An 18,172-nucleotide genomic window follows, 5' to 3' on the forward strand; every position below is an offset into this window, starting at 1 on the left:
ATGAGTCGGAACAGCTTCGGAGATATCCGCGTATTTGTCGAAGTTGCTCGTCGTGGTGGTTTCCGCGCCGCCGCAGAACATCTGAACCAAGCCCCCGCGTCCGTTAGCGAGGCTATTCAGCGTTTTGAAGACCGGCTAGGTGTCCGGTTGTTCGAACGATCCACGCGCGCGGTCGCGCTGACGCCAATCGGCGAACAGTTCTATGAACGCAGCCTGCCAGCCGTTACCGATCTTGAAGGGGCGATCAACGCCTTGGACGAAGAAAAGGACAAGGTGAGTGGGACATTGCGGATTTCGGCCCCCTATAGTGCGGGGCCGTTTTTCCTCGACGATCTGATTGCCCGTTTTGCAGCGGCCTATCCGACCGTTCAGACAGAGATCATCTACGATGACAAAAAGGTGGACCTGCTGACATCCGGCATTGATGCGGCGATCCGATCCCAAACCATGATGGCCCCGGATACGCACGCGGTTCCAGTTGGACCAGAATTGAACATGACAATTTTGGCCGCCCGCAGCTATTTGGAGCAACGCGGGACCCCGATGCATCCGAGCGATGTGATGGAACACGACACCATCTGTTACGCCTTTGGACAAGGTGATCGGTTGGCTCCATGGGGCTTCAAGGGACCGGATGGATCATACGTTGTTCAGCCAAAGCCAAGGCTTGTCGCAAACGATATGCGCTCACTTTTGCACTATGCCTCACAAGGATTGGGGTTGGCTTATGTTTACCGCGAAATTGCTGCGCCTTATATAGCGAACCATGACTTGATCGAGGTGCTCAAGTCTCATCTCGCACCGATGCCTCGCTATTCGATCAACTACCAAAGCAAGCGACATATGACGCGTCGATTGCGGGCATTTATCGATTTGGCAAAGGCAGGAACGTCCTAGTCCGAAAAGCAGATGACGCAACTCAGTGCGCGTCAATATGTGGGCGGTGACCTTACCCCAATTGGTCCAGCAGAGCGCGGTAAACCGGGCAGCTGACGCAAAACGCAACTCTGCTAACCAGGCACTCGATGGAAGAAAATTTCATCAATGGTCCGATAAGCCAGCCCTGTTTCGCATGGACTGGCTTCGGCCGGGGTTACGTATCCACTTCACTGTCGACCTGCGGTATTGCTATTGAAAATATTGCGGCGTCTGCCTGGGAATACGCAGCGCCGGATAGCGGCGATCGCAATGATGCGTGCGCACGCAGCGGAAAACTCGAATTCACAGGTCGGGTTCAGCGCCGACCTTGGCTGCATAGCAGGATACCCGCCGCCGGCTGTCTCCAACGATGTCGTTCTTCGGCTCTAAGACGACCTTGAACATTACGTCAGATTGCTGCGATACGGCCCGTCACACGAGACATTCGCTGCGTTCGCAAAGCCGAATACCAAAAGAACATACTAGATGCGGACAAAGCCGTCCTTTGCCTGAGTTCGCAGAAGGTTTGCTTTTTTAGCACCAGTCGATACCGCGATTTCATGGAACGATGATCGTGAGTGTTTGGAATTGTCCGATAACACCAACGCATAAGTTGTCGATCGATTGCAATGACCCTAGCCCATCAGGAATCTGACCCGTCCGCATTGGTATCAAAAAAAGCATCAAACGCACGACGCGCTCTTTTTGAGGTAACCCGCACATAGTTCCTCGTTCTACCTGAGAACTCAGGAATGACACTCTCGAATACTGCCGCGTCTTGGGTGGATAAAGCCAACGGCGCATCCGCGCTATTGCCAAACTCCGTCTTTTCCTCACTGGTAAAGATCACGGCAAACACCAAATCCGATGCCAAAGACTCAACGACAGTCGTTTTCTCTTTCACACGTTTTAGAGACTCCGAGAGAGCTTCGCGTGTCTCCCGTGGCATCAAGTAGGCGGCCATATTGTTGATCCCCATTGTTTCCCAACCAGCTACAAATGCGTCAAATTGTTTCCACAACCGATGCACGAATCATGTTAACCATGTCCATTGTTTTTTCAACGTGGGGGCGTTTGTAATGCCATTGGTTTTGGATTGGGCGACCATCAGGGCGCCTTCGGCAGACGATGTTGTCATAACGGATGGCACAGATTCGGTAACTGTCGATATCGATTCCGATAATCCGATTGGGCGAGGCGATTGGATTTTCAACCGAGGTGCTGGGGGCCACATTTCAGCCGCGAGTAGTTTTACGACTGATCCACGCACTTCAACTTTTTCATTCGATGCGCCCGTTGAGAACATGAGCTTCGAAATCTTTGACGTCGATGCCGTCGGCACTCAATTTCAGGACACTGTTCAAGTGCTTGCGTTTGACGAAGACGGGAATTCCGTTCCGATAACGTTTTCTGATCTGGAGGCGTATCATGTGCTGGATGATGCAAACACGGTTCGTGCAACCGGTGCGTCAAGCGGAGGGTACAACACAACCGGTGCGCCAGACTCGGTTACCGTTACAATCGATCAACCGATCGTTCGCTTGGAAGTGTCTTTCCTCAGGGCTCCGGGGACGTCCCGGACGGGTCAAGTTGGCATAAGCGACATTGCCTTTGACGTCGTGTGTTTCGCGCATGGAACTCAAATCCTTACGCAGAGCGGGCAAGTTTCTGTTGAGAACATCAAGGTCGGAGACCTGATTGTCACGCGAGACAACGGGTACCAAAAGGTCAGATGGATAGGCTGCAAATCATTTACGCGCTTCGATATCTTGGAGAACCCACATCTTGCACCAGTCCGTGTCCGTGCCGGGGCACTTGGCCCAAACAATCCTGAGAATGACCTTCTCGTTTCACCACAGCATAGAATTCTGTTGAGCGGCCCCAATGCAGAACTGATGTATGGGAGCTCAGAGGTGCTGGCTCCTGCCAAAAGCCTTGTTGGTGACCCAGGTGCTGCTGAAGTATGCGACCCAGGTGCTGTCCACTACTACCACATACTATTCGATCAACATGAGATTGTTAATTCGGAAGGCGCATGGACAGAGAGCTTTCACCCGGGGTCTTTTGGTCTTGGCGTGCTGGACGAAAAACCAAGGGCTGAGCTGCTGGAGGTTTTCCCGGAACTGAGTGCATTCGACGGAAGCTATGGGCCGGTGGCGAGACGATCGCTTACTGTGAAAGAAGGCCAAGTACTGCTATTCAATTAGCTTTAATCGCCTCATATTTGTGTTTTGAAGTGGCACGCTGACGAGCGCGCAGTTTTGCTCGAAACCTCTGCATACTGGTCCTTCGATCCTTCGGCATCATTCGATGAAATGGGCTCAAAGCCGCAGTTCAGGCATTTTCGTAACCTGCGCTCCCTAGAGCCCAGAACTACTCCCAAATTCTGCATCGCAAGGACTATCAGATGCGTTAGCGTGCTTTGCCTGAACGAAGCGCCTTGAGATCCTCACCAAGCATGTCGATGAAACGACGGACACGTGGCTCCAGCAGACGCTTGTGGGGATAGAGTGCGAGGATTGGAATCTGGCCATGGCTGAGCCGAGGCAGAACCCGCTCAAGACGGCCCTCTGCAATGTCGGACCCAACCAGAAGCCGTGGTAGCAAGGCGATACCGAGACCATCCAAAGCCGTTGCACGCAGGGCTTCGGCACTGTCGAGTCGCAGGCGGACCTGACCCTGGGCGCGGACGCAGGTGCCGTCTTCCTCTTGCAGATGCCAGCCCTGCCGCTCGCCGCGGCTGGCAAACTGAAGCAGATCGTGACGCGTGAGCTGTTCGATGTTCAAGGGACGGTCACGCCCATCAAAATAGTCCGGGGCCGCACATAAGATCGCTTCATCCCGCATGAGTGTCCGCGCAATGAACCCCTGGTCGGGCGCGCTCACACCGATCCGGATCGCAAGATCAAAGCCCTTCTCGATGATGTTGTCGACCCGATCCGACAGCGCCATCTCGATCTGTGTCTCGGGCCAGGTTTCCAGATACCGGCGCACCGTCGGCAGCAACAGTCTGCGTCCCAAAGCGTCAGGCGCCGTAATGCGCAAAACACCGCGCGGAACCCCACTGTCACTGGCGATACTGCTGTCAGCGGCCTCGATCGCCCCACGAATGGCCTGCCCATGTTCATAGAGGCGCTTTCCCTCCTCGGTGAGATCCAGCGCGCGTGTATTCCTGTTCAAAAGCCGGGCGCCATATCCTTCTTCAAGACGTGCTATGGCCTTCCCGGCAGTCGAGCGCGATAGCCCAAACATCTTGCCCGCTCCAACGAAGCTTCCGGTCTCAACCACCGAAAGAAAGAGGAGGATGTCATTCACCTTCGATCCGATCATGTTAAATTGTAGCATTTTGATCGGGACTGAGACGAACATAATTCGCCACTCGCAATGTCTAAGTCTTTTGCCATGACAATCGGCAAAGGAGGCAGATATGTCCGCTTCAATTGATCGTATGAACCCACCAGCCCTGCCGGACTCCGGGAAGGTCGGGTACTCGCAAATCTCGATTGTGCGTCCTAGCGCGCTGGCCTTCGTGTCAGGTCAGGTGGCCTGGCGACCTGACGGAACACCCCCACCGGCGTCTTTGGCCGAACAGACCGCTATCGTCGTCGAGAACCTGAAAGGAGCGCTCGAAGCCCTTCAGGCATCGACCGACGGCATCGTCCAGATGCGCATCTATTTAACCGATCTGCGGGACGATACCCAAGACATCGCCATGGGTGGCATCCTGCGGTTCCTCGATGGCGCACAACCAAGCCTGACCGGCATCGGCGTGGCCGCCTTGGCAGGTCCAGATCTTCAGATCGAGGTGGAAATGGTGGTGCAAGTCGCGGCATGACCAGAGCCTGGGAAACGCGCACCCCTGACATCCCGTACACGCGACCAGCCCGTCATCGAAGTGACGCGGGGTTGGCCTGGGCCGATATGCGCTTTTGGAAGGGTGTGATGATCCATAGCTCGCCAACCACTGCATCAAAAGGGAGCTGTCACGTACTTGTAAACTCAGCGAGCCGCCAAGCTAGTGCGGCGGGTTACGGTTGGCATGCATCTCTTGCACCCGCTCAGGCCATGTTGATCTGATGTAAGCCAAAATGTCCCAAATCTCGTCGTCAGAAATGACACCTTCAAAGGCGGGCATACCGCTGTTGAAATCGGTGACGCCCCGGGTTGCCAGAGCACCTCGACCGCCAAGCTTTGTGTATTCAAACAGAAGCTGATTGTCGTGGTGCCAGGTATGCCCTGTCTCGTCATGAGGCGGGGCCGGCAATACGCCATCATCATTCGGTGATCGCCAATTTGGCTGCCCTTCAAGGTTCGCTCCATGGCACGCGGCGCATTGCGCTTGGTAGAGCGTTTGACCCGCGATGATATCGCGGTCCAACAACTCATGATCGGCAAATCCCGGAGTTCCCAACACCAAAAAAATTGCCGCCAGCCGTCTCATACGACCTCCACCCATGTTCGCATGCCCCCGACTGCGTGACTGAGCATGTGACAGTGCAGCATCCACTTGCCCGGGTTGTCGAAGGTACAAAGGGTGTCGCGGCTCTGGTTGGGAAATACCAGCGTAGTGTCTCTGAGATCTCCTGAGCTGCCGTCTTCACCCAACTCATAGAAATGGTGACCATGTAGATGGATGCCGTGCGGGAAGGACGTGTCGTTCACCAATGTGATCTTTGCCGTCTCGCCTCGTTTGAATGCCCCAAAAGGCGCAGATTGGAGATCAGAAACATCGTTGAAAGCCCAGATGTTGTCACCGCCGTGACGCCCACCCATCGCACCGCCCATCATACGCAACGTCAGATGCTTGCTGGGATCAGCGGCCGCAGGAATGGCATGTGAAGGCAAAGCAGCGATGGGTGCAGGTTGACGGGCCGCATTCATTCCTTCGGCTTCAATAGTGCCAAGCTCATAGGGGCCTTGCCTGCTCATCATGTCCAGCTTCACCGAACCTGACACATCGAGAACAAGATCGACCCGCTGCGCGGGCGCCATCATGATTTGATCGAACGCGCGTGGTTCACGTAGGGCCATACCGTCCAAGGCAACGATGCGACCCGTGGCCCCGGTCACCGCAAGTGGAAAGATCCGGTTCGTTGCTGCATTGATGAGGCGAAGTCTGATCCGATCGCCAACCCTGACGTCGCTGGGCGAGAAGAACGCCCGGGCAAATGTGCCCAGAAGCCCCGCATGGGCGACGCTATGGCCGTCTGCATATTCCTCGATCAGAGCACCGTCCCGCTCCATCAACCAGTCGGAGAGTATGGCCGTGATGTCATGATCCACATCGACTGGTTCATCGTCTTCAACGATCAGCGGCCCCATCATCCCCCGGGCGACTTGTTCGTGAGAGATGTAGTGAGAGTGATACCAGAACGTGCCAGCATCAGGCGGCACGAAGCTGTAGGTTTTGGTATCGCCTGGATCAATGATGTTCTGGGTGAGGACCGGCACCCCGTCCATGCTGTTTTCAAGCCGTATGCCGTGCCAATGAACAGCGGTGCCTTCCTCCAGGCCATTTTCGACATCGATGGTCACCCGTTCGCCACGTCGCACACGAAGTTCCGGACCCGGCATTGAGCCGTTGAAGCCCAACATGCGTGTTGTTCCGTCGCCGGCTGGCAGGACCTGACTTGTGACCTCTTCGGCCCGCAGGCGATACATCGACGATCGCGCAATGGCTTGACGCGGCAGCAACCCAATAGCGGCGGAACTGGCAAGAAATTGGCGGCGGTTCATGGCAATCCTCACGATGGCAACGTCAGTACAGATGTCAGAATGGCGGTCGTCAGCAGGATAGCAACGACCGCAATCCACTCAAAAGAGATGGAGCGGGATAGATGTTCAGAGGCCTGGGCTTCACCCGCCATCAGCTTGGGAACAAAGCGCACCTTGTTTAGGGCTGCGAGGCTGAGCAGAACCCCCACCAGCAACACCTTCACGATCAGGGCCTGCCCATATCCCGTGCCGAGAAGCGCATTGATTGATCCAACGAGGATATAGCTCATCACCAGCCCCATCAGAATGAGCAGGGGAACAAAGAATACAGCCAGACGGCCAAAGCGTTGGCCGAGGTCAGCGGTCTCCGGTGCAGCCCCGACATTTGCCAGCCGCCTCAACGGTGTCAGGATGCCAACCCACATTGCCATGGCGATCAGATGGATCAGCAGCAGGGCATCCAGCCAAATCAGTTCGCGGTCGGGAATATGCCCAACAATGGCGAATGACCAAAGTGCGAGTAGACCACCCAGCGCCGATGCCCAAAGCCCGGGACGACCAAGCGGAAGTCCGACGATCACGAGTGCCAAACCAACGAAGCGATAGGCCAGGGCCGTTCCTACAGGGGTCGCCCAAAGCAATCCCAACATCTCTGGATCGGTCATGCCACTGGCATCACCCGTCAGCGCGGCTCCGCCTAGCAAAAGCCCAAGCACCGCAGCGACCAGACCAACAGCAGCAAAGATGCTGGCAAAGGTCCTGACGCCCGAAACTTTGAACATGACAACCGCAAAGACTGTCCCTGCGGATGTCAGCACCCCAAGGTACAGCAGCAACTTCGTGGCCATCGTGGCCAAACCCCAGATGCCCGGCACTATTCCTCTACCGTAAAGCTGAAGGTCCCATTCATGGTGTGACCATCGTCACCAAGGCCACGCCATTCGATCTGATAGGTTCCCGCACCCATGGATTGCATCGGGATTGTGTAGTCCGAAACGAACCCGTTGAAGCCATCCAGGTCGAGGTCAGCTTCATGCGCTGCGTGGGTCAGCGTTACACGGGTGAGACGAACGTTGCCTTTGAAGTCCAGGACGATCTCACTTGGGACTTCTTCAACAACGGCCTCATTCACGGGGACTGTAGATTCCAATGGTGAATGCGCAGCCGCTGCAGTTGCCCAGATCAATGTGATACTGGTCAGGAGGGTCTTCTTCATTCTTGTTCCTTTCAGAGCCATCAGTTGATGCCGTTGGCCCGTTGTACTTCACGAATATACGCCGTGATCATCGTAACGTCTCCACGGTTGAGACCTTCGATCGGAGGCATGCTTCCGAAGGGCCAATGATGCCCTCTAACACCCATGGTGACGGCCCGTTGAAAGCTCTCATCGCCGTGGTGGCTCGGTTCATAGATGATGTGAATCAATGGAGGCGCGACTCCATCCTGACCAACTGCATTGGTGCCATGACAGGTCGCACAATTCGCTTCGAAGCCACGTTTGCCGATCTGCGCATTCACAGAGAGAGTGTCTGGAAGAACGATGTCCGCCAACGCCTTGTCAGCGACAGCAACTTCGGCTTCTTGCGATGGTGTGGGTTGGTCGGTGCCAGGCCAAAGCACGTATCCCACGAAACCGACGGCGATGGCTGCTGTGATTGAGAGGGTTGTCTTCATTATTTTTCTTGCTTCTTGCTCGTCTTCCCATGGCTACACCTTCCAGTCAGTGGAGGGTCAAACGGTATCAGATCACAGTTTTGAGAGCATCCAGAGTGCCATGCCGACCATCATCAATGCAGCGACAGAGAAAAGCGCCACAGGTTTATGAATTGTGGCATCTTTCGCTTTGGGCGGCTTGCCCACATCCGCACTCAGATCATCGAAACCACCAATGCGTTCCCCATCGAGGACTATCTGCGGCCTGGTCTTGATCCCATGTTGTGGGAACCCAATCCTTCCAGTAACTGGAATGTCAAGCATCGCCCCGATTGAACATTTCCGCAGCATCCAAGCAACTTGAAGAGATCGAAGAGTAGCAACGGGAATTACAGCCACTGCAGGACAGACCCACGTATCTGGTCGCGTCATGCCAACGTGATCACCGACCAGACTGTCCGATAATCGACGACTTGGGATGATACCCTGAAAGAAAAAAATACATTTTGCATCAATCAGTTGAATGTCCGCTCTCAGGACCCAATGGCTGCCATTTCCCCTCGTCCGAATGCGATGTAAACCACTTCACGACGTCCAACACAGCCCCGTTGTGTTTGGCCGTGCGCTGCATGAGGAGGTAAAAGTCGTTTCCTCCGGCGGTCCACGCCTCTCCGACTTCGACCAAACGACTCGCCTCAAGGTCATGCGCCACCAGAAAACGGCTCACCAAGGCCACGCCTTGCCCAGCGATGGCAGCATCAACCGCAAGCGACGTTTGGCTTAGTCGAAGACCTCGGGACGCCGCATCGTGAAGACCCATACTGGCAAGATACCTCGGCCAAAGATCATGGGTATCATGTATCTTCGGTTGTCTTGAGAGGATATCGGGATCAAGCGGCTCCTGTCCGTCGCCCGCAAGCTGAGGCGCGGCAACTGCAACCAATTCCTGTTTGAACAGCCTGGTAACCTGCAGCGCAGCACCAAATGGTGGCGACCCTTGGCGAATGGCCAAGTCTATCCCATCACTGTGGAAACTGGAGACTTTCTCGGTCGCCATGATCCGCAAGTCGATATTCGGATGGGCTTCGGTGAAGCGTGGCAGATTTGGGATCAACCACTTGGCTGCAAAGGTTGGCGTGACACTGATCAAAACTTTATCCGGCTCCGGCTTCAGGTCAGCCGTTGCGGCGCGGAGTTCTGCAAAGACGGCTGCAATGCGGGCGTGATAGACGCGACCGATTGTCGTGAAAGCCAAACCCTTTGGCACCCTGTCAAACAAGGTGGCGCCAAGATGCGCTTCAAGATGACGGACGTGCTGAGCCACAGCGCCTTGCGTAACGCCAAGCTCGTCAGCAGCTGCACGAAAGCTGAGCCGGCGTCCGGCAGCATCAAAGGCGCGCAAACCGTTCAGCGGGGGAAGTTCAGACATGTGGCAATAGTATTTCTACTGCTATGAAATATCAAATCTAATTCGATCTCCCTTTTCAGCCGAATTAGATATCGCAAGGCGAAACAGAGGAGCACGAGATGTCTGTAGTAAAAGTAGCGCTGGTCACGGCAGGCGGAAGCGGCATGGGCGCGGATGCCGCACGCAAACTCGCGGCAGACGGCTTCATGGTCGGCATCCTTTCTTCTTCCGGCAAGGGGGAAGCGCTTGGTATCGAACTTGGTGGTTTTGGTGTCACAGGCTCCAATCTCGATAGCGATGCGCTCACCGCGTTGGTCGAGGGTGCTATGGACCGTTGGGGACGCGTCGATGTGTTGGTCAACTCTGCTGGTCACGGTCCGAAAGGCCCGGTCCTGGAAATCAGCGACGAGGACTGGCATCACGGGATGGAAGTCTATCTGATGAATGCGATCCGACCGACCAGGCTCGTCACGCCAGTGATGCAGGCACAAGGTGGCGGCGCGATCATCAACATCTCGACATTTGCGGCGTTCGAACCCGATCCGCTTTTTCCCACATCAGGAGTGTTCCGGGCCGGACTGGCGGCATTTACGAAGCTCTATTCCGACAAGTACGCCCCAGACAATATCCGCATGAACAATGTCCTTCCGGGCTTCATCGACAGCTTGCCCGAAACGGAAGATCGCAAGGCGCGTATCCCCATGGGTCGCTACGGGTATGCGGCTGAAGTTTCCTCTTTGATCTCGTGGCTTGCCTCTGAGAACGGCAGCTACATGACAGGGCAAAACCTGCGCATCGACGGCGGGCTGACCCGTGCCGTCTGAAGCCGTTGTCATCGGCTCGTCCCGGGATCGGCTTGTGTTTGCCGTCAAATGGGGGGCATCTGCGGTTCAGATCATGGGCTACACCGCCACCGGGTTCGGTTGGACGCCGTGGAATCTCTATCTGTTTCTCGTTGGTGTCATTGGCTGGTTCGCGGTCGGAGCATTGTGGAACGACAAAGCGCTGATGCTTGTCCACCTTGTTGCGCTTGGCGCAATGATCGCAGGTATGACGAGCAGCTAGAACGCGAAAGCCGCCACAGGAACGCACGCACCACCCCCAGAAAAACGCCACGAAACCGCCGACAAGCGCACGTGGCCTTTGCACAACCTCTTCCACAGGCTACCCTCCACTCAGCAGTCAATAAAAAAACAGGCAACGCATGCATCTCACCCGCAGAACTGCCCTTCTCGGTCTTGGCGCCGTGACCCTCTCCGCCTGCGCCACGACCACCACGGCAACACGCATCGGCAGCAGCAGCACGGGCCTGCCAGCAGACCTGCGCCCCACCCCCAACGCCGCCTACGACGCATGGGTCGCCAGCTTCCGCGGCAGGGCCGCGAGCGCAGGCATTTCACAGTCCACGCTCAACGCCGCGTTCCGTGGCACCGGCTATTTGCCGGGCGTTGTGCGACGCGACCGCAACCAGACCGAATTTACCCGCACGCTCGAAGATTACCTGTCCATCGCAGCCTCGGACGAACGCGTGTCCAAGGGTCGCGCTGCCTATGCCCGCCACCGCAGCACTCTGAACGCGGTCGAGGCGCGCTATGGCGTACCCGCCAATATCGTGACCGCGATCTGGGGGTTGGAGAGTTTTTATGGCGAACGGCGCGGCGATGTGCCGGTGATCTCGGCCACCTCCACCCTTGCGTTTGACGGACGGCGCGGGGCCTTCTTTGAAAAGCAATTGATCGAGGCGCTGCGCATCCTGCAATCAGGCGACGTGAGCCCGGCCAACATGACCGGCTCCTGGGCCGGGGCCATGGGACACACGCAATTCATCCCGACATCCTATCAGGCATTTGCCGTGGATTTCACCGGCGACGGACGGCGCGATATCTGGTCAGATGATCCCTCAGACAGCCTGGCTTCGACCGCCGCATATTTGTCACGCAACGGCTGGCAATCGGGCCAAAGCTGGGGACGCGAAGTAACGGGTGACGCCGCAGGCACCGTGATCCAGCCCCAACCCGGCGGGCCACGCTTTGCCGTCACGCGCAATTTCCGGGTCATCAAGACGTATAACAACTCCGACAACTACGCGATTGGTGTGGGCCATCTGGCCGACCGCATCGCTGGCGGCGGCCGCTTGCGTGGCAGTTTCCCGCCCGACCGATACGGATTGACCAAGGATGACCGCGTCGATCTGCAGCGCCGCCTGACAGCGCAAGGGTTTGACACGGACGGCGCAGATGGTGTTCTGGGGCCAAAGTCCCGTGCGGCGATCAGCGCCTACCAGACCAGCCGCGGCCTGCCCGCCACGGGGGATCCATCGGTTGAGTTGCTGCGGTCTTTGGGCGGCTAGATCGCGCCGCCCGTCCTCGGCGCCAGCATGGGTTGCGCATGGTTAATTTCTGCTTGTGTTACAGTGCGTTGTCGCAAGCCCTTAAAAGGGCACGAGGATCACAGACCGATTGAAATCTTGTGGATGGACCGAACAAGCTGTCCCCGCGGGGACAAATCAGCTTGCGGTTGTCACACGCGCACTCAACCGCAATGCATGGGACGCGTCATCGGCCGCAACGGGCATCACCGGATCATAGGCCGCGCGGATCAACACCGCGACGTCGGGCCGCAGCACCGTCGCCTCTCCCGCAACAGCCAACGGCGACCGGTCACGGAAGGCCAGATCGGACCACAGCAGCATCGACTGCACCACCTGGCTCAGAGCCAGCGTCTCCGCGGGGACCTTGCTAAGATGCTGGTCCATCCGCAGGAACACAAAGCAGGCTTTGATCGCACCCGCCTTATCAAACCGGAAGATCCGGTATTGGTTCGCGTCGGCCTTTTGCAGCCGCGTCACCAACGGCTCAAGATCGGGTACAAGCCTGTCCAACCCCGGAACCTCGGGCAACTCGGCCCAGTCGGAAAAGAAGAACCACATGAAGTTCGACCCCAGTTCGGGATCCGTCTCAGCCGTCTCGTGACCCGCCAACTGGCACACCGCCTCAACCGCGCCCTTGATCGTGCCAAGGGTTTCGTCCTGCACCCCAAACACCACAGGTGCAATCGGACGACCCCAACGGGCAAAGGCATAATCACCGCTTTCCCGCCTGAACAGCGCTTCAATATCATCTGCTTTCATATGCATATCCTAGTCGAACAGGTCGCCCGATGATTTCGGCGCCTCAAGCCCCAGATGCCGCCACGCCCGCTGCGCCAGCATCCGTCCCCGCGGGGTCCGTTGGATCAGACCCTGCTGGAGAAGGTAGGGTTCGATGACCTCTTCCAATGCATCACGGCTCTCGCTCAGCGCCGCACTCAAAGTCTCGACGCCGACCGGTCCGCCGCCATAGTGGTCCGCCATAAGTTTCAGATACCGACGGTCTGCACCGTCCAGCCCGAGATGATCCACACCCAACCGTGTCAGAGCGGAATCCGCCAGCTCCCGCGTGACGCGGCCATCGCCATCCACCACGGCAAAATCCACCACCCGTCGCAACAAGCGTCCCGCGATCCGAGGGGTGCCACGCGCCCGGCGGGCGATCTCGCGGGCGCCGCCTTCATCGGCAGGGGCACCGAGGGTGCGGGCGTTGCGTTCAACAATCGTGAACAATTCGTCTTCGGTGTAGAACTGCAACCGAGTCGGAATGCCGAACCTGTCCCGCAAGGGCGTCGTCAGCAGACCCATGCGGGTGGTGGCCCCCACCAAGGTAAAGGGCTGCAACTCGATCCGAACCGTCCGGGCGGCCGGGCCTTCACCGATCACGAGGTCTAGCTCGAAATCCTCCATCGCGGGATAGAGGACCTCTTCGACCGCCGGGTTCAGACGATGAATCTCGTCAATAAACAACACATCACGCGTTTCGAGATTGGTCAGGATGGCAGCCAGATCACCGGCTCTGGCCAGCACCGGGCCGGAGGTCATCCGAAAGTTGACGCCCAACTCGCGCGCCATGATCTGCGCCAACGTCGTCTTGCCCAGACCGGGCGGGCCGTGAAACAGCGTGTGATCCATCGCCTCGCCCCGCTGCTTGGCGGACTGGATAAAGACACGCAGGTTGGCGCGGGCCTCGGCCTGCCCCACGAAATCCTCAAGAAGCTGTGGACGCAGCGCACGGTCGAAACCGCCCGCATCATCGTCAGGCATCGGCGCTCCGCGCAGGGTGGGATCAGAGGCGTCGGTCATCATCTTCCTTCGTAAGGCGGACGTGTCGTCCGCCCACCCCTACCCTTTCGGTGCCAGAAGTTTCAACGCCGCACGGATCAGGGCGGGCGTGTCCGCGCCCAGGTCCTCTCCGGCAGCTTGGGCGACGGCGGCGGCCGCATCGGACGGGCCGTAGCCGAGATTGCCCAGAGCCGAAAGCGCATCCGCCTGTGCAGAGGACGGCGGAGCAGAAGCTGGCGTGGGTTCAATCACCTCGGCGGCAGCTTCGGCAACGGCATCGCCGGTTGCTTCGGCCACCGTGCCGCCCATAGCCATGACCGACGGAGCCTTGTCCTTGAGATCCAATACAATCCGTTGCGCGATCTTGGGACCGATGCCCTTGGCCGCTTTCACCGCGTTCCAGTCGCCCAAGGCAATGGCGCGGCTGGTGCCGTCTGTTCCAAGCGTGCCGAGGATGGCGAGTGAAGCTTTGGCCCCTACCCCTTGCACGGACATGAGCAGGCGGTGCCATTCCTTTTCCGCAAGCGTCGGGAAGCCAAAAAGCTGCATCAAGTCCTCGCGCACCACGAGGTCAGTGAACAGCGCACAGGCCTGACCTACCGGTGGCAGCGCCGCCAGCGTCCGGTCCGAGCAATAGACGATGTAGCCCACGCCGCGCACGTCGATCAGGATGTGATCACCAGCTTTGTAGTCAATCCGACCCGAGAGTTTCCCGATCATGCACGCGCCCTCGCGACGGCAGCGGCTAGCCCCTGCCCCGCACCGTGATGGGCGTGACAGATGGCAATGGCAAGCGCATCGGCTGCATCCGGTCCGACGATATCGACGCCGGGCAGTTGCACGCGGACCATGTGCGCCACCTGCCGCTTGTCAGCATGGCCCACGCCCACAACCGTTTTCTTGACCGCGTTCGGGGCGTATTCGCCCACCGACAACCCTGCACGCGCCGGGGCCAGCATGGCGATGCCCCGCGCCTGTCCCAGCTTCAGGGTGCCTGCGCCATCCTTGTTCACAAAGGTCTGTTCGACGGCTGCCGCCTGCGGGGCGTGGTCGGCGATCACGGCGCTGAGTTGGTCAAACAGACTGAGCAGGCGGAAGGACAGGTCATCGCCCGTCGAATGGCAGATGCCGTTGGCAACGTGGCGCAAGCGCGGACCGTCGCAATCGATGATCCCCCACCCCATATGGCGCAAGCCAGGGTCGATCCCCAAGATTCGCATGATGTGCTGCCCTCGCCCGATTTGTTTTGGCTTTTTACGGTCAGTAGCACGAAACGCGAACATCCGCCAAGAGGTAAGGCGCACGTGCCGTGCGCCGTGTCCGTCAGTAGAAGCTTTGCGGGTCGATATCGACGGCTAGCCGCAAGTCACCCCTGAGCCGCAGCTGCCCCACCCATTGCGCAATCGCCCCTTGCAGCGCGACACCCTTGCCCGCTTTGACCAGCAGCCGCACCCGGTGCCGTCCGCGAACGCGGGCAATGGGCGCAGGCGCAGGGCCAAGACCTGCGCGCCCACCCGGGTCAATGCGCTGGTGTTCCGCGCCAGTGCGTTGGCGGCGTCGAACACTTGTGCGACGTCCGGACCGCTGAGGATGATCCCCGCCATCCGGCCATAAGGCGGCACGCCTGCCGCCTCGCGTTGCGCGGCCTCAGCCCGCCAGAACCCTTCCTCGTCCCCCGCCAGAATGGCGCGGATCACCGGGTGTTCCGGTTGATAGGTCTGCAACAGTGCCGTGCCCGGCTTTTCTGCACGGCCCGCCCGGCCAGCCACTTGCCGCATCAGTTGGAATGTCCGTTCCGCGGCACGTAGGTCTGACCCTTGCAGGCCAAGGTCTGAATCAATGACGCCTACCAGAGTCAGGTTTGGGAAATTGTGCCCCTTTGCCACCAGTTGCGTGCCGATGATCACATCAGCAGCGCCTTCGGCGATCCCTTCGATCTCGGCCTTGAGCGCACGGGCCGAGCCGTACATGTCTGAACTCAGCACCGCCACGCGGGCATCCGGGAACAGTTCGACTGCTTCCTCACCCAGTCTTTCGACACCCGGGCCTACGGGCGCCATCCGATCTTCGGCCTCGCAGGAGGGGCAGATGGTTGGCATCGGTTTCGTCTCGCCACATTGGTGGCACATCAGACGCTTGAGAAACCGGTGTTCGACCATGCGCGCATCGCATTGATCGCATCCGACCTGGTGCCCGCAGGCCCTGCACAGGGTGATGGGGGCATAGCCGCGCCGGTTCAGGAACAACATGGCCTGTTCGCCTGCCGCCAGCCGCGCCTCGACCGCGCGTTTCAGTTCTTCGGAGACCCAGCGGTTCGAGGGTAGTTTTTCAGCACGCATATCGATGGTTTGCATCGTGGGCATGACCGCAGGCCCAAAGCGCGCTTCGAGGTCCAGCCGCGTGTACTTGCCGCTTTCAGCGTTCGCCCAGCTTTCGAGCGACGGCGTGGCAGAGGCCAGCACCACCTGCGCCCCGAGCAGCGAGGCCCGCAGCACGGCCATGTCGCGCGCGTTGTAGAGTACCCCGTCTTCCTGCTTGTAGGAGGTATCGTGTTCCTCATCCACGACGATCAAGCCGAGGTTCTGATAGGGCAGGAACAGGGCTGAACGCGCGCCGATCACCAGTTGCGCATTGCCCTGGCCCACCATGCGCCAGATACGCCGCCTTTCGGTCATGGTCGCACCCGAGTGCCATTCGGCGGGGCGCGCACCGAACCGTTCCTCGACCCGTTTGAGGAATTCGGCAGTCAGGGCGATTTCCGGCAGGAGGACAAGCGCTTGCCGTCCTGCGCTCAGGCAGGCGGCGACAGCTTCGAGGTAAACCTCGGTCTTGCCCGATCCGGTGACACCTCGCAGGAGCGTTGTTCCGTAAGCACCGGATTGCACGGCCTTGGCGATATGCCCTGCTGCCCTTGCTTGATCCTCCGTCAACTCTTTGCCCGGTCGGGCGGGGTCCATGGGCGGGAATGGCAGATCACGGGGGCTGTCTTCCTCGGCGACAGCGCCTTGCTTCACCAGCCCCTTGATGACGGAGGATGTGACGCCCGACAGCTCTGCGAGCTCTTTAAGTGTGAATGACAAATCACCGTATTCGCTAAGGAATTCTAGCGCGCGGCGGCGAGCATCCGTCATCCGATCGGGTTCGGATGGACCGCGGCGGTAGACCTTGCGCATCGACGGTGGATCGCCCAGCCCCGGTGCGCGGGTGGCGAGCCGCAGCATGGCGGGCATGGGTGTGAGCGTGTACGCTGCGGCCTTTTCCAGGAAGGCGCGCATCTCGTCCCGCATGGGGGCGGCGTCCAGCACCCGCAGGACTGACCGCACCTTGTTGTAGTCATAGTCGCCCTTGCCGGCTCCCCACACCACGCCGAGCACTTTGCGGGGGCCAAGTGGCACCTCGACAAAGGCGCCCAGATGGCAACCCCCTTCGGGCGCCTTGTAATCCAGCGCCCGGTCCAGCGGTTGCGTGGTCATCACGGCCACCAGCATGCCTTCGTCAAAAAACGAGGGCGTCATGTTAGCGCCAACATATGAGGGGTTCAGTCTTCACCCGCCATGAGGTAAAGCCATCACAAGCAAACGCCAAGCCATCAAGGGGACCGCACATGAAATTCTTCGTAGATACTGCCGAGATTGATGCCATCGCAGAACTCAACGACCTTGGAATGGTCGACGGTGTCACCACGAACCCTTCGCTGATCCTGAAATCAGGGCGCGACATTCTGGAAGTGACCAAGGAAATCTGTGATCTGGTTGACGGGCCGGTGAGCGCGGAAGTGGTCGCGCTGGAAGCCGACGCGATGATCGCTGAGGGGCGCAAATTGGCCGAGATCGCTGAAAACATCACCGTCAAGCTGCCGCTGACATGGGACGGGCTGAAGGCCTGCAAAGTACTGTCGGGCGAAGGCAAGATGGTCAATGTCACGCTCTGCTTCTCGGCCAACCAGGCGCTGCTGGCGGCAAAGGCCGGTGCCAGCTTCATCTCTCCTTTCATCGGACGGCTGGACGACATCCACATCGACGGTCTTGAGCTGATCGAAGACATTCGCACAATCTACGACAACTACGGGTTCGAAACGGAAATCCTTGCGGCATCGATCCGGTCGGTGAACCACATTCAGGACTGTGCCAAGATCGGTGCCGACGTCATCACGTCGCCCCCGGATGTGATCAAGAAGTTGGCAAACCACCCACTGACAAATGCTGGCCTTGATGCCTTCATGAAGGATTGGGCCAAGACGGGTCAGAAGATCCTTTAACTCAGATCTCTCTGGCCCGTCTCAGCATCACCCGAAGCGCATCCGGTTCCAAGGGAAAAATCCCGGG

At 58.6% G+C, this 18,172-nt stretch carries 20 protein-coding genes and 1 pseudogene; 7 read left to right on the forward strand and 14 right to left on the reverse strand.

All coding sequences use genetic code 11. The features are described 5' to 3' along the window. On the forward strand, positions 1-897 hold the full coding sequence (locus tag ACZ1HN_RS17705) for a LysR family transcriptional regulator (protein ID WP_472728439.1): 897 nt from the start codon (positions 1-3) through the stop codon (positions 895-897). Positions 898-1,561: 664 nt separating this feature from the next. Here the strand turns inward: ACZ1HN_RS17705 and ACZ1HN_RS17710 are convergent. Continuing rightward, positions 1,562-1,948, reverse strand: a complete 387-nt coding sequence (locus ACZ1HN_RS17710; RefSeq protein ID WP_472728440.1) for a hypothetical protein — start codon at positions 1,946-1,948, stop codon at positions 1,562-1,564. Between the two features lie 49 nt (positions 1,949-1,997). On the opposite strand from ACZ1HN_RS17710, the gene ACZ1HN_RS17715 reads away from it, so the two are divergent. Continuing rightward, positions 1,998-3,125 carry a Hint domain-containing protein gene (locus ACZ1HN_RS17715; RefSeq protein WP_472728441.1) on the forward strand — a complete coding sequence of 376 codons (1,128 nt, stop codon included), beginning with the start codon at positions 1,998-2,000 and terminating at the stop codon, positions 3,123-3,125. 205 nt (positions 3,126-3,330) lie between these two features. Here the strand turns inward: ACZ1HN_RS17715 and ACZ1HN_RS17720 are convergent, their stop codons facing one another. Then, complete coding sequence (locus tag ACZ1HN_RS17720; protein ID WP_472728442.1) at positions 3,331-4,248, reverse strand: LysR family transcriptional regulator; 918 nt, start codon at positions 4,246-4,248, stop codon at positions 3,331-3,333. A 97-nt stretch (positions 4,249-4,345) separates the two neighbouring features. On the opposite strand from ACZ1HN_RS17720, the gene ACZ1HN_RS17725 reads away from it, so the two are divergent. Further along, positions 4,346-4,753, forward strand: a complete 408-nt coding sequence (locus ACZ1HN_RS17725) for a RidA family protein (protein ID WP_472728443.1) — start codon at positions 4,346-4,348, stop codon at positions 4,751-4,753. 180 nt (positions 4,754-4,933) lie between these two features. Here ACZ1HN_RS17725 and ACZ1HN_RS17730 read toward each other — a convergent pair whose 3' ends face one another. From ACZ1HN_RS17730 to ACZ1HN_RS17760, 7 genes are all read right to left on the reverse strand, one after another. Next, positions 4,934-5,359 carry a c-type cytochrome gene (locus ACZ1HN_RS17730; protein ID WP_472728444.1) on the reverse strand — a complete coding sequence of 142 codons (426 nt, stop codon included), beginning with the start codon at positions 5,357-5,359 and terminating at the stop codon, positions 4,934-4,936. Then, a complete protein-coding gene (locus ACZ1HN_RS17735) occupies positions 5,356-6,654 on the reverse strand; it encodes a multicopper oxidase family protein (RefSeq protein ID WP_472728445.1) in 1,299 nt (432 codons plus the stop codon). Before ACZ1HN_RS17735 ends, ACZ1HN_RS17730 begins: the two co-directional genes overlap by 4 nt. Positions 6,655-6,662: 8 nt before the next feature. Next, positions 6,663-7,481: a copper resistance D family protein gene (locus ACZ1HN_RS17740; RefSeq protein WP_472728446.1), complete on the reverse strand. Its 819-nt coding sequence runs from the start codon at positions 7,479-7,481 to the stop codon at positions 6,663-6,665. Positions 7,482-7,507: 26 nt separating this feature from the next. Beyond that, entirely contained in the window at positions 7,508-7,849 is a 342-nt protein-coding gene (locus ACZ1HN_RS17745; protein ID WP_299207620.1) for a copper resistance CopC family protein, read from the reverse strand. Between the two features lie 20 nt (positions 7,850-7,869). Next, entirely contained in the window at positions 7,870-8,307 is a 438-nt protein-coding gene (locus ACZ1HN_RS17750) for a c-type cytochrome (RefSeq protein ID WP_472728447.1), read from the reverse strand. 72 nt (positions 8,308-8,379) lie between these two features. Beyond that, a complete protein-coding gene (locus tag ACZ1HN_RS17755; protein WP_472728448.1) occupies positions 8,380-8,610 on the reverse strand; it encodes a hypothetical protein in 231 nt (76 codons plus the stop codon). Between the two features lie 187 nt (positions 8,611-8,797). After that, complete coding sequence (locus tag ACZ1HN_RS17760; protein WP_472728449.1) at positions 8,798-9,715, reverse strand: LysR substrate-binding domain-containing protein; 918 nt, start codon at positions 9,713-9,715, stop codon at positions 8,798-8,800. A 98-nt stretch (positions 9,716-9,813) separates the two neighbouring features. On the opposite strand from ACZ1HN_RS17760, the gene ACZ1HN_RS17765 reads away from it, so the two are divergent. The 3 genes from ACZ1HN_RS17765 (at position 9,814) to ACZ1HN_RS17775 (ending at position 12,044) form a co-directional block, all read left to right on the forward strand. Beyond that, positions 9,814-10,518: an SDR family oxidoreductase gene (locus tag ACZ1HN_RS17765; protein ID WP_472728450.1), complete on the forward strand. Its 705-nt coding sequence runs from the start codon at positions 9,814-9,816 to the stop codon at positions 10,516-10,518. Further along, entirely contained in the window at positions 10,508-10,759 is a 252-nt protein-coding gene (locus ACZ1HN_RS17770) for a DUF6552 family protein (RefSeq protein ID WP_472728451.1), read from the forward strand. Before ACZ1HN_RS17765 ends, ACZ1HN_RS17770 begins: the two co-directional genes overlap by 11 nt. Positions 10,760-10,898: 139 nt before the next feature. Then, positions 10,899-12,044 carry a lytic murein transglycosylase gene (locus tag ACZ1HN_RS17775; protein ID WP_472728452.1) on the forward strand — a complete coding sequence of 382 codons (1,146 nt, stop codon included), beginning with the start codon at positions 10,899-10,901 and terminating at the stop codon, positions 12,042-12,044. Between the two features lie 156 nt (positions 12,045-12,200). Here the strand turns inward: ACZ1HN_RS17775 and ACZ1HN_RS17780 are convergent, their stop codons facing one another. From ACZ1HN_RS17780 to ACZ1HN_RS17800, 5 genes and pseudogenes are all read right to left on the reverse strand, one after another. After that, on the reverse strand, positions 12,201-12,824 hold the full coding sequence (locus ACZ1HN_RS17780) for a hypothetical protein (protein WP_472728453.1): 624 nt from the start codon (positions 12,822-12,824) through the stop codon (positions 12,201-12,203). A gap of 9 nt (positions 12,825-12,833) precedes the next feature. Further along, positions 12,834-13,868, reverse strand: coding sequence for a Holliday junction branch migration DNA helicase RuvB (ruvB, locus tag ACZ1HN_RS17785; protein WP_472729345.1), 1,035 nt, complete (start codon positions 13,866-13,868; stop codon positions 12,834-12,836). 39 nt (positions 13,869-13,907) lie between these two features. Beyond that, positions 13,908-14,567: a Holliday junction branch migration protein RuvA gene (gene ruvA, locus ACZ1HN_RS17790; RefSeq protein WP_472728454.1), complete on the reverse strand. Its 660-nt coding sequence runs from the start codon at positions 14,565-14,567 to the stop codon at positions 13,908-13,910. Then, on the reverse strand, positions 14,564-15,067 hold the full coding sequence (gene ruvC / locus ACZ1HN_RS17795; RefSeq protein WP_472728455.1) for a crossover junction endodeoxyribonuclease RuvC: 504 nt from the start codon (positions 15,065-15,067) through the stop codon (positions 14,564-14,566). Before ruvC ends, ruvA begins: the two co-directional genes overlap by 4 nt. 103 nt (positions 15,068-15,170) lie before the next feature. Beyond that, positions 15,171-17,362 (reverse strand): annotated as a pseudogene (locus tag ACZ1HN_RS17800) (primosomal protein N'). Between the two features lie 89 nt (positions 17,363-17,451). Between ACZ1HN_RS17800 and fsa the strand changes: the two are divergent. Then, positions 17,452-18,105 (forward strand): fructose-6-phosphate aldolase, encoded by a 654-nt coding sequence (gene fsa, locus ACZ1HN_RS17805; RefSeq protein ID WP_299207586.1) that lies wholly within the window; start codon positions 17,452-17,454, stop codon positions 18,103-18,105. Positions 18,106-18,172 lie beyond the last annotated feature (67 nt).

It is taken from the genome of Tateyamaria sp. GN1-10 (assembly GCF_055693845.1).

Coding starts and splice junctions, on each gene's coding strand:
- ACZ1HN_RS17705 (WP_472728439.1), top strand. CDS start 1: ATGAGTCGGAACAGCTTCGGAGATATCCGCGTATTTGTCGAAGTTGCT.
- ACZ1HN_RS17715 (WP_472728441.1), top strand. CDS start 1,998: ATGCCATTGGTTTTGGATTGGGCGACCATCAGGGCGCCTTCGGCAGAC.
- ACZ1HN_RS17740 (WP_472728446.1), bottom strand. CDS start 7,481: ATGGCCACGAAGTTGCTGCTGTACCTTGGGGTGCTGACATCCGCAGGG.
- ruvA (WP_472728454.1), bottom strand. CDS start 14,567: ATGATCGGGAAACTCTCGGGTCGGATTGACTACAAAGCTGGTGATCAC.
- ACZ1HN_RS17765 (WP_472728450.1), top strand. CDS start 9,814: ATGTCTGTAGTAAAAGTAGCGCTGGTCACGGCAGGCGGAAGCGGCATG.
- ACZ1HN_RS17780 (WP_472728453.1), bottom strand. CDS start 12,824: ATGAAAGCAGATGATATTGAAGCGCTGTTCAGGCGGGAAAGCGGTGAT.
- ACZ1HN_RS17730 (WP_472728444.1), bottom strand. CDS start 5,359: ATGAGACGGCTGGCGGCAATTTTTTTGGTGTTGGGAACTCCGGGATTT.
- ACZ1HN_RS17775 (WP_472728452.1), top strand. CDS start 10,899: ATGCATCTCACCCGCAGAACTGCCCTTCTCGGTCTTGGCGCCGTGACC.
- ACZ1HN_RS17735 (WP_472728445.1), bottom strand. CDS start 6,654: ATGAACCGCCGCCAATTTCTTGCCAGTTCCGCCGCTATTGGGTTGCTG.
- ACZ1HN_RS17750 (WP_472728447.1), bottom strand. CDS start 8,307: ATGAAGACAACCCTCTCAATCACAGCAGCCATCGCCGTCGGTTTCGTG.
- ACZ1HN_RS17725 (WP_472728443.1), top strand. CDS start 4,346: ATGTCCGCTTCAATTGATCGTATGAACCCACCAGCCCTGCCGGACTCC.
- ACZ1HN_RS17720 (WP_472728442.1), bottom strand. CDS start 4,248: ATGATCGGATCGAAGGTGAATGACATCCTCCTCTTTCTTTCGGTGGTT.
- ruvB (WP_472729345.1), bottom strand. CDS start 13,868: ATGACCGACGCCTCTGATCCCACCCTGCGCGGAGCGCCGATGCCTGAC.
- ruvC (WP_472728455.1), bottom strand. CDS start 15,067: ATGCGAATCTTGGGGATCGACCCTGGCTTGCGCCATATGGGGTGGGGG.
- ACZ1HN_RS17760 (WP_472728449.1), bottom strand. CDS start 9,715: ATGTCTGAACTTCCCCCGCTGAACGGTTTGCGCGCCTTTGATGCTGCC.
- ACZ1HN_RS17745 (WP_299207620.1), bottom strand. CDS start 7,849: ATGAAGAAGACCCTCCTGACCAGTATCACATTGATCTGGGCAACTGCA.
- fsa (WP_299207586.1), top strand. CDS start 17,452: ATGAAATTCTTCGTAGATACTGCCGAGATTGATGCCATCGCAGAACTC.
- ACZ1HN_RS17755 (WP_472728448.1), bottom strand. CDS start 8,610: ATGCTTGACATTCCAGTTACTGGAAGGATTGGGTTCCCACAACATGGG.